This is a genomic window from Bartonella sp. AC70YNML (assembly GCF_042196545.1).
In the GTDB taxonomy this organism is placed as follows: Bacteria; Pseudomonadota; Alphaproteobacteria; order Rhizobiales; family Rhizobiaceae; genus Bartonella.
On the sequence record NZ_JBHIQK010000021.1, the window covers coordinates 2501 to 7964 of the forward strand.

Consider the following 5464-nt stretch of genomic DNA (forward strand, 5'->3'; position numbering starts at 1 on the left):
TTAGAGCGCGCGCTTGATAAGCGTGAGGTCGGAGGTTCAAGTCCTCCCAGGCCCACCAATTACTCTATCAATCTATAAGCGCTTGTGAAACGTGCTCAGAGGAAGCTTTCTTTATTAATTTATAAGAACCTTATCAGTTTATAGGAATATTACCGGTGCATAAAAGTTTTATTGGTACAAAGAAAAGTGCTTTCTTTGGTTTTAATATCCAAAATTGCAGTGGTCTTAAGGTAAATTTAAGTGATCTTGAGATATAAGGTAAAAAAATGTTTCGAGAAAAGGCAATAAAGCGTAGCAATTTTGAGAAAATAGCAATTTTAAGTGATCTTGAATTTTAAGCGTTTCGAAGGCGTTATATTGTTTTAGGGGCCGTAGCTCAGCTGGGAGAGCACCTGCTTTGCAAGCAGGGGGTCGTCGGTTCGATCCCGTCCGGCTCCACCACTTTAATCGGTCATCATCATGTTGTAAGAACACGGTTTAGTAAGAGGTTTTTAGCCTTTTGCTTGTTCTATTGAAATTGTGAAGAGAAGATATATTCAGACATGTTCCTTTTTAAGGTTCCTTCTGAGGTGCAAGTTTTTTGTTAAGAAAAATACTTTCTTGGGAAAATGCTTGTTGTCGAAAAAAGGTTTTGGAAAACAGATTTTAAAAAAGATCTTGAAAGAAAAACCTTTCTTCCGAAGAGGAAATCTTAATTTAGAAGGAAATCTTAATTTAGAAAAAGAGACATGTGTCGCAAGGGAATGCTCAAAACTCTTGCTTATGATTGGAAGCTTAACCGCGCCATTGAATATATCTCGAGAAGCTGGTCTTTTCTGCTGATATTTGGTTTGTTTTGCGCTTTATTTTGCACAAGATAAAGAGAAGCAGACAAACCGTAAATGAATATTGGCAATGAGAACGATCAAGTGTCTTAAGGGCATTTGGTGGATGCCTTGGCATGCACAGGCGATGAAGGACGTGATACGCTGCGATAAGCTACGGGGAGGTGCGAATACCCTTTGATCCGTAGATTTCCGAATGGGGCAACCCACCTTTGATGGCTAGAAAAATTAAGCTGTTTTTTAAAACAGTTTAGTTTTCTAGTCGTCAGATAAAGGTATCTACACCTGAATAAAATAGGGTGTAAGAAGCAAACGCAGGGAACTGAAACATCTAAGTACCTGTAGGAAAGGACATCAAACGAGACTCCGTTAGTAGTGGCGAGCGAACGCGGACCAGGCCAGTGGCTTGAATTAAGAAAAGTAGAAACGACTGGAAAGTCGTACCAAAGAGGGTGATAGTCCCGTATACGTAAATCTGATTTAAGTCCTAGAGTAGGGCGGGACACGTGAAATCCTGTCTGAACATGGGTCGACCACGATCCAAGCCTAAGTACTCGTGCATGACCGATAGCGCACCAGTACCGTGAGGGAAAGGTGAAAAGTACCCCGACAAGGGGAGTGAAATAGTACCTGAAACCGAATGCCTACAAACAGTCGGAGCCCAAGATTCGTTCTGGGTGACGGCGTACCTTTTGTATAATGGGTCAGCGACTTAGTCTAACGAGCAAGCTTAAGCCGGTAGGTGTAGGCGTAGCGAAAGCGAGTCTGAATAGGGCGTTCAGTTCGTTGGATTAGACCCGAAACCGAGTGATCTAGCCATGAGCAGGCTGAAGGTAAGGTAACACTTACTGAAGGGCCGAACCCGTATCTGTTGCAATAGATTGGGATGACTTGTGGCTAGGGGTGAAAGGCCAATCAAACTCGGAAATAGCTGGTTCTCCGCGAAATCTATTTAGGTAGAGCGTTAGTCGAATTCTCCAGGGGGTAGAGCACTGGATGGGCTAGGGGTCCTCACCGGATTACCAAACCTAACCAAACTCCGAATACCTGGAAGAACTAACTAGCAGACACACGGCGGGTGCTAACGTCCGTCGTGGAGAGGGAAACAACCCTGACCACCATCTAAGGTCCCCAAGTTATGGCTAAGTGGGAAAGGATGTGAGGATCCCAAAACAACCAGGATGTTGGCTTAGAAGCAGCCACCATTTAAAGAAAGCGTAACAGCTCACTGGTCTAAATAAGGGTCCCTGCGCCGAAAATGTAACGGGGCTAAAGCCATACACCGAAGCTGTGGATTTACTCCTTTTGGAGTAAGTGGTAGCGGAGCGTTCCGTAAGCCTGTGAAGGGAGACTCGTGAGAGCTCCTGGAGGTATCGGAAGTGAGAATGCTGACATGAGTAACGATAAAGGGAGTGAGAGACTCCCTCGCCGAAAGTCCAAGGGTTCCTGCTTAAAGTTAATCTGAGCAGGGTGAGTCGGCCCCTAAGGCGAGGCCGAAAGGCGTAGTCGATGGGAACCACGTTAATATTCGTGGACCTGTGGGTAGTGACGGATTGCGTATATTGTAAGATCTTATTGGATTGATCTTGCAGTGAAGCAGTTCCAGGAAATAGCTCCCACATATAGACCGTACCCCAAACCGACACAGGTGGACTGGTAGAGAATACTAAGGCGCTTGAGAGAACTACGTTGAAGGAACTCGGCAAATTGCACGCGTAACTTCGGAAGAAGCGTGACCCTTTAGCGGGCAACCGTTAGAGGGTGGCACAAACCAGGGGGTAGCGACTGTTTACCAAAAACACAGGGCTCTGCGAAGTCGCAAGACGACGTATAGGGTCTGACGCCTGCCCGGTGCTGGAAGGTTAAGAGGAGATGTGCAAGCATTGAATTGAAGCCCCAGTAAACGGCGGCCGTAACTATAACGGTCCTAAGGTAGCGAAATTCCTTGTCGGGTAAGTTCCGACCTGCACGAATGGCGTAACGACTTCCCCGCTGTCTCCAACGTAGACTCAGTGAAATTGAATTCCCCGTGAAGATGCGGGGTTCCTGCGGTTAGACGGAAAGACCCCGTGCACCTTTACTATAGCTTTACACTGGCATTTGTGTCTGTATGTGTAGGATAGGTGGTAGACTTTGAAGCAGGGGCGCTAGCCTTTGTGGAGTCATCCTTGAAATACCACCCTTACCGATATGGATGTCTAACCGCAGTCCGTTATCCGGATTCGGGACCGTGTATGGTGGGTAGTTTGACTGGGGCGGTCGCCTCCTAAAGAGTAACGGAGGCGCGCGATGGTAGGCTCAGAACGGTCGGAAATCGTTTGTTGAGTGCAATGGCATAAGCCTGCCTGACTGTGAGACTGACAAGTCGAGCAGAGTCGAAAGACGGTCATAGTGATCCGGTGGTCCCGTGTGGAAGGGCCATCGCTCAACGGATAAAAGGTACGCCGGGGATAACAGGCTGATGACCCCCAAGAGTCCATATCGACGGGGTTGTTTGGCACCTCGATGTCGACTCATCGCATCCTGGGGCTGGAGCAGGTCCCAAGGGTATGGCTGTTCGCCATTTAAAGCGGTACGTGAGTTGGGTTCAGAACGTCGTGAGACAGTTCGGTCCCTATCTGCCGTGGGTGTTGGAATATTGACAGGACCTGTCCCTAGTACGAGAGGACCGGGATGGACGTATCTCTGGTGGACCTGTTGTGGCGCCAGCCGCATAGCAGGGTAGCTATATACGGACGAGATAACCGCTGAAGGCATCTAAGCGGGAAACTCACCTGAAAACAAGTATTCCCTGAGAACCGTGGTAGACCACCACGTTGATAGGTCAGGTGTGGAAGTGTGGTAACACATGAAGCTTACTGATACTAATCGTTCGATCGACTTGATCGTTCTCATTTCCCATATTCTTTCTTTAAATATAAAAATTCCAGCTTCTCATCATTCATGCTTTTTGCTGACTTGGTGGTTATGGCGGAGTGAACGCACCCGATCCCATCCCGAACTCGGCCGTGAAACGCTCCAGCGCTGATGGTACTTTGCCTTAAGGCACGGGAGAGTAAGTCGCCGCCAGGTCTGCTAAAGGCATGATAGATAACAATTCAAAATAAAAATATAACGATAAATATCAAGGCTCAATACTGAGAGTAGACAATAAAAAAATCTTGTCTTAAAATATATAGCGCGGGGTGGAGCAGCCCGGTAGCTCGTCAGGCTCATAACCTGAAGGCCGCAGGTTCAAATCCTGCCCCCGCAACCACTTCTTAATAGTTAACCCTATAATATTCCCTAGCATTCCCGTAATAGTAACTTGACTCTTCTCAATCTAAACAGAAATATGCCAAACGCAGAGAATAATCTGCTCAATAAGCCTAATTAAAAAAGCTTATAAAATTAAAAAAATCCATACTATTGTCTCTTTACATTGCAAACATTCTAAAGGCGTCAATGAAATATCATAGATAAACGAGACCTTGTATCAAAAAAAACATCTCATTTTACTCTTCTAAAGTTCAAAAAAATAACAAAAGCTCTCTCTCAACACACCGTGATAACAAATCATGCCAAAAAAAGACCTATGGAGCGGCTTTGGGGCTGGATCGGATCTCTTCTCAGCCCTAAAAGAACGCAATAGGACTCATAAGGGGTATGCTACTAATGAAGCAGAGATAGGCAGAGAATGCTTTCTTCTCTCTAAAACGATAAATCTAAAAGCTCTTCTTAATACTGGAAAATAAAAATAGCATCAATCTCTGAAAATAAAAGCAGGCGGAAACGTGTCGTAGCGTGTAAACGCATGGAGTGAAATGCTAATCACTCGAAACTCTTCTCACGTAACAGAGACATAATCGAAAACGCTATGGAAAAAGGAAAAAACGTACGAGTGTGTAAATACCCGTAGAGTTATGCTGAGGAGATATAGGAGCACTCGCAACTCTGCCCTGCGTAAAAAAACGCAATGCAGAAATAGGGGACACTCCGCTAAACATTATGTCCTCTGAAACAACTAGAAAAAAGAGCGTAGAGGTGTATGTAATTCACACACAGAAACACTCCTCAAAAACTAAATCTAAGCTCAGCTTCTCTCTCTTTTACGATATCCCTCCCTTTGTCCTATGTGTGCCTATATATCTTCATCCTTAAAACAATCTGCTAACTTTTTGTAACAAAAAATTGCACATAATTCCTTGACCACCTAAACTATCTATATCCCTAAATACTAAGGCGGATTTTTACTTAGAAAGCTTTTGGGGAAAGCTTTTGGGGTACTGAGCCTATGCCTATGATCTGTAGGGGCAGTGCTTTACGGCTTAGATAGAGAAATAACAGCTTTTTACACTATCCTAACATACATAAAGCAACCTTAAGAGAAAAAACTCTAAAAGTTACATATCCCTATCCTTGGCGCAATGGACTATCTGTTTTGAAAGAGACATCTCACATTATCTCTTGGACATCTACTCTAGCCCCATTTACCGTTTCTAGGGTGACATGTTCTTTAAAGAATTAATGATTTTTGCGATCTTTTTTAGAAACCAGCGTAATGAGGGAGAAAGTATGCCGTGAGAAAAAAAGGGGCAGCTTTTTGCTTTTGCAGCCATTGGTCTTGATGTTTGAACGGAAACTGGCAGTGGTAAGGGGAA

At 44.8% G+C, this 5464-nt stretch carries 3 tRNA genes and 2 rRNA genes (1 of these 5 only partly in view); all 5 read left to right on the plus strand.

The features are described 5' to 3' along the window. Window positions 1-58: transfer RNA gene (locus tag ACFIMU_RS08340), tRNA-Ile, on the plus strand; it begins 19 nt to the left of the window's first position. Window positions 59-365: 307 nt separating this feature from the next. Next, window positions 366-441 (plus strand) — tRNA-Ala (locus ACFIMU_RS08345). A gap of 461 nt (window positions 442-902) precedes the next feature. Then, window positions 903-3713, plus strand: a 23S ribosomal RNA gene (locus tag ACFIMU_RS08350). A gap of 68 nt (window positions 3714-3781) precedes the next feature. Then, window positions 3782-3896, plus strand: a 5S ribosomal RNA gene (gene rrf / locus ACFIMU_RS08355). Between the two features lie 107 nt (window positions 3897-4003). After that, a tRNA-Met gene (locus ACFIMU_RS08360) sits at window positions 4004-4080 on the plus strand. Window positions 4081-5464: the final 1384 nt, after the last annotated feature.